Source organism: Pseudomonas sp. PA-4-8C (assembly GCF_021606625.1).
Lineage (GTDB): Bacteria > Pseudomonadota > Gammaproteobacteria > Pseudomonadales > Pseudomonadaceae > Aquipseudomonas > Aquipseudomonas lactis.
In genome coordinates, this window is the sequence record NZ_WKCD01000387.1 from 1 (window position 1) to 4,001 (window position 4,001).

Below are 4,001 nucleotides of genomic sequence, written 5' to 3' on the forward strand. Positions count from 1 at the left end.
GGGCGATATAGGCCAGAACCCATATTGAGAATGGTGCTCTTGCCACAGCCGGACGGACCGATGATCGACACGACCTCGCCGCGACGGATCTTGAAGTTCACATCGCGAATGGCAAATGGCGCTTCGGTTTTACCTTTGGCTGGGAAACATTTACCGACATTACGGAATTCAATTTCAGTCGGCTCCAGCTCTTCCTTAAGTGCGGGCGTATTCCATTGGGGCGTCACGGCGTACATCTCTTTCACAGCCATCAGGAAGGTACTCTGGTCTGTTTTATAGGTGATACGCCGTTTAGTGCATGAACAATGCCAGTGAGTTAATTCCTACAAAGGTTTGTTGAATTCCCTTTTAAATTAGCGGCTTATGTTTATATGGATCAAAATCGCACGTTTCATATATAAAACCATTGTTCTTATATGGCACGAAATTGCACACCGCTTGTGCACGGAATGGGAAGTTGCAATCAATTAATGCTTTTTCAAGTAACGCAGGCGGGGCGCATGTTTTATATGTGAAACGCAGTTGAAAGATGTGCGCTGTATATAAGAAGAATTACAGGCAAAAAAAAGGGCCTGAAGAACGAGTCTTCAAGCCCTCAAAAGGTGAGAGGTGTCTAGTCCCTCAGCCTGGTGAGCGGTGCAACAAACGCTTAGGCCTTCAGCGGCACCAAACGTGGGGCAATCATGTTTTCCGGGCGCAGGATGTCGTCGAGCATGGCGTCGTCGAGCAAGCCTTCTTCACGCACCAGTTCCAGCACGCCGCGCCCGCTTTCAAGAGCGATACGCGCAATGCGGGTGGCGTTTTCATAGCCGATGTACGGGTTCAGCGCGGTGACCAGGCCGATGGAGTGTTCCACCAGCTCGCGGCAGCGCGCTTCGTTGGCCGTGATGCCGACGATGCAGTGCTCGCGCAGCATGTCCATGGCGCGTTGCAGCAGGCGGATCGAATCGAAGATCTTGAAGGCGATCAGCGGCTCCATCACGTTCAACTGCAGTTGGCCGCCTTCGGCTGCCATGGTCAGGGCCAGGTCGTTACCGATGACTTGGAACGCTACCTGGTTGACCGCTTCCGGGATGACCGGGTTGACCTTGCCGGGCATGATCGAGCTGCCTGGCTGGCGAGCCGGCAGGTTGATCTCGTTGATGCCGGTGCGTGGGCCGCTGGACAGCAGGCGCAGGTCGTTGCAGATCTTGGACAGCTTCACGGCAGTACGCTTGAGCATGCCGGAGAACAGTACGAAAGCGCCCATGTCGGAGGTGGCTTCGATCAGGTCGGCCGCCGGTACCAGCGGCTGACCGCTGATGGTGGCCAGGCGTTGTACGGCGAGGGCCTGGTAGCGCGGGTCGGCGTTGATGCCGGTACCGATCGCGGTTCCGCCCAGGTTCACTTCGGTCAGCAGCTCTGGCGCCAGGGTTTTCAGGCGGGCCAGGTCTTCACCCAGGGTGGTGGCGAACGCGCGGAATTCCTGGCCGAGGGTCATCGGCACGGCGTCTTGCAGCTGGGTGCGGCCCATTTTCAGCACATGGCTGAACTCGGCGCCTTTGGCGGCGAACGCCTGGATCAGGCTGTCGAGGCTGGCCAGCAGCGCGTCATGGCCCAGCAGCAGACCCAGGCGGATCGCGGTCGGGTAGGCGTCGTTGGTCGACTGCGCCATGTTCACGTCGTTGTTGGGGTGCAGGTACTGGTATTCGCCCTTCTGGTGACCCATGGCCTCCAGCGCGATGTTGGCGATGACTTCGTTGGCATTCATGTTGGTTGAAGTGCCGGCGCCGCCTTGAATCATGTCCACCACGAACTCTTCGTGGAAATCGCCGCGGATCAGACGAGCACAGGCTTCGCTGATGGCAGCGTGCTTGGCTTCGCTGAGCTGGCCCAACTCGCGGTTGGCGTCAGCCGCTGCTTGCTTGACCATTGCCAGACCGACCACCAATTTCGGGTAATGCGAAATCGGAACGCCCGAGAGGCGGAAGTTATTCACCGCTCGCAGGGTCTGGATGCCGTAATACGCTTGAGCCGGTACTTCGAGTACGCCAAGCAGGTCTTTTTCGGTACGGAAAGATGCAGCAGAGGACATGACGGAGATCATCTCAATATGGACCCGGGACTGGCCGGAACGCTGCGAATGCTAGGCTTGTAGGACTTTTTGGGCCAATGCTGTTAAACACTGGCCTATGCACAAACGGCATAATGTGGATGTGACCCGGTTATCTTGGCGGGCGTGTGTGCCAAAATGGTGCATTCCGTGGGAGGCAGTGATGAACCTTGAGAGCAAGTGGTTGGAAGACTTCAGCGCCCTGGCGGCGACGCGTAGTTTTTCCCAGGCGGCTGAGCGGCGCTTTGTCACCCAGCCGGCGTTCAGTCGGCGTATCCGCAGCCTGGAAGCCGCGTTGGGGCTGACGCTGGTCAACCGTTCACGCACGCCGGTGGAGCTGACAGCGGCCGGGCAGTTGTTTCTGGTGACGGCGCGCACGGTGGTCGAACAGTTGGGCGAAGTGCTGCGCCATTTGCATCACCTAGAAGGCGGGCAGGGCGAGGTCATGCAAGTGGCGGCCGCTCACTCCCTGGCCTTGGGGTTCTTCCCGCGGTGGATCGCGCAGTTGCGCAACGAGGGCTTGAATATCGCCACTCGGTTGGTCGCCACCAACGTCGGCGACGCCGTGCACGCCCTGCGCGAAGGCGGTTGCGACCTGATGCTGGCGTTCTACGACCCGGACGCGGCGATGCAAATGGACGCCGAGATTTTCCCGTCGCTGCACCTGGGCAACACCGAAATGCTCCCGGTGTGCGCCGCCGATGCCGATGGCAAGCCGCTGTTCGACCTGGAAGGCGAGGGCAGTGTGCCGCTGCTGGCCTACAGCGCCGGCGCGTTCCTGGGCCGCTCGGTGAATTTGCTGCTGCGCCAGCGGGCCCTGCGCTTTACGACCATTTACGAAACCGCCATGGCCGACAGCCTCAAGAGTATGGCGCTCGAAGGCCTGGGTATCGCCTGGGTACCGCAGTTGAGCGTACGTGCAGAGTTGGCACGGGGCGAACTGGTGGTGTGCGGCGGGCCGCAATGGCATGTGCCGCTGGAGATTCGCTTGTATCGCTGCGCGTTGGTGCGCAAGGCGAATGTGCGGTTGTTGTGGCGCAAGCTGGAAGGTGGGGCAGCGCAAGGAGATCGAGGTCTCGCTTGAATGAAATTGAGTGGTTTAGTGCTCAATAAATCGATTTTTATCATGTTTTGATCATTTTTTTGCCCAAAAAGTATTGTTCAATACGTGATCACTTGCCGGGATAAATATTGGCTAGAATACTGATCAGAGGTTTGTGTAAATCCATCTTTTGATCAGGAAACTGCACAAAATGCGAATGACGACGATGAGTGAGCAAGCTATCGCACAAACGATTGGCTCGCGCGTTGAAGCCTTGAGGGTGAAGAAGAACATCAATCAGGAAACGGTTGCCGAGGAGGCGGGTATTTCCCGCACGACGTTACGGCAGTTGATGGCGGGCAAGGGCACCTTGCTCAATCTGATTGCGGTATTGCGGGTGATCGGGGAACTGGATCGGTTGAGTTCTCTGGTCGAGGAGGTGCGTTCAAGCCCCATCCAGATGGCGAAAATGGCTGGGAAAAAACGTCAGCGCGCCTATACCACCCGCAAAGACTCATCCGAAACCACCTCTATACCGGGCCAGAAAAAGCGCCTTGTGCCCGACGCAGTCAAAAAGGACACCCGTTGGTGATTGCACAGATCTATTTATGGGGTTTATACGTCGGAGCGCTCAATTGGGACGAGACAACCCAGGTGGGCGAGTTCGAGTTTTCACCCGAGTTTGTCTCCACGGGGCTTGAGATCTCGCCCATTCACATGCCCGCCCGCGCCGAGTACACCGTAAGCGTCCAGCCGCCCCACCTTTACTCAGGTTGAGGCGCGAGGGGTAATAGCTCATCGATCCGGCTGTTGGGCCAGCTGGGTAGTTTTTCCAGCGTATCCTTGAGCCAAGCGGCGGGTTCGATG

6 protein-coding genes are annotated in these 4,001 nt (G+C 57.8%); 3 read left to right on the forward strand and 3 right to left on the reverse strand.

The genetic code is table 11. The features are described 5' to 3' along the window. Both GIW04_RS28705 and aspA read right to left on the reverse strand, forming a co-directional pair. A partial coding sequence (locus GIW04_RS28705; RefSeq protein WP_236479459.1) for an ATP-binding cassette domain-containing protein occupies positions 1-251 on the reverse strand: 251 nt, incomplete at its 3' end. Positions 252-649: 398 nt separating this feature from the next. Beyond that, entirely contained in the window at positions 650-2,074 is a 1,425-nt protein-coding gene (aspA, locus tag GIW04_RS28710) for an aspartate ammonia-lyase (RefSeq protein ID WP_003195657.1), read from the reverse strand. 181 nt (positions 2,075-2,255) lie between these two features. Between aspA and GIW04_RS28715 the strand changes: the two genes are divergently transcribed. From GIW04_RS28715 to GIW04_RS31290, 3 genes are all read left to right on the forward strand, one after another. Next, the gene (locus GIW04_RS28715; RefSeq protein WP_003195655.1) at positions 2,256-3,176 is read left to right on the forward strand and encodes a LysR substrate-binding domain-containing protein; all 921 of its coding nucleotides are present in this window, start codon (positions 2,256-2,258) and stop codon (positions 3,174-3,176) included. A 184-nt stretch (positions 3,177-3,360) separates the two neighbouring features. Continuing rightward, a complete protein-coding gene (locus tag GIW04_RS28720; protein ID WP_236270440.1) occupies positions 3,361-3,726 on the forward strand; it encodes a helix-turn-helix domain-containing protein in 366 nt (121 codons plus the stop codon). Further along, positions 3,723-3,911: a HipA N-terminal domain-containing protein gene (locus tag GIW04_RS31290; protein ID WP_329607652.1), complete on the forward strand. Its 189-nt coding sequence runs from the start codon at positions 3,723-3,725 to the stop codon at positions 3,909-3,911. Before GIW04_RS28720 ends, GIW04_RS31290 begins: the two co-directional genes overlap by 4 nt. Here GIW04_RS31290 and GIW04_RS28730 read toward each other — a convergent pair. After that, positions 3,899-4,001, reverse strand: a 103-nt coding sequence (locus GIW04_RS28730) for a transposase domain-containing protein (RefSeq protein ID WP_156422911.1), incomplete at its 5' end; no start/stop codon positions are given. The genes GIW04_RS31290 and GIW04_RS28730 overlap by 13 nt on opposite strands.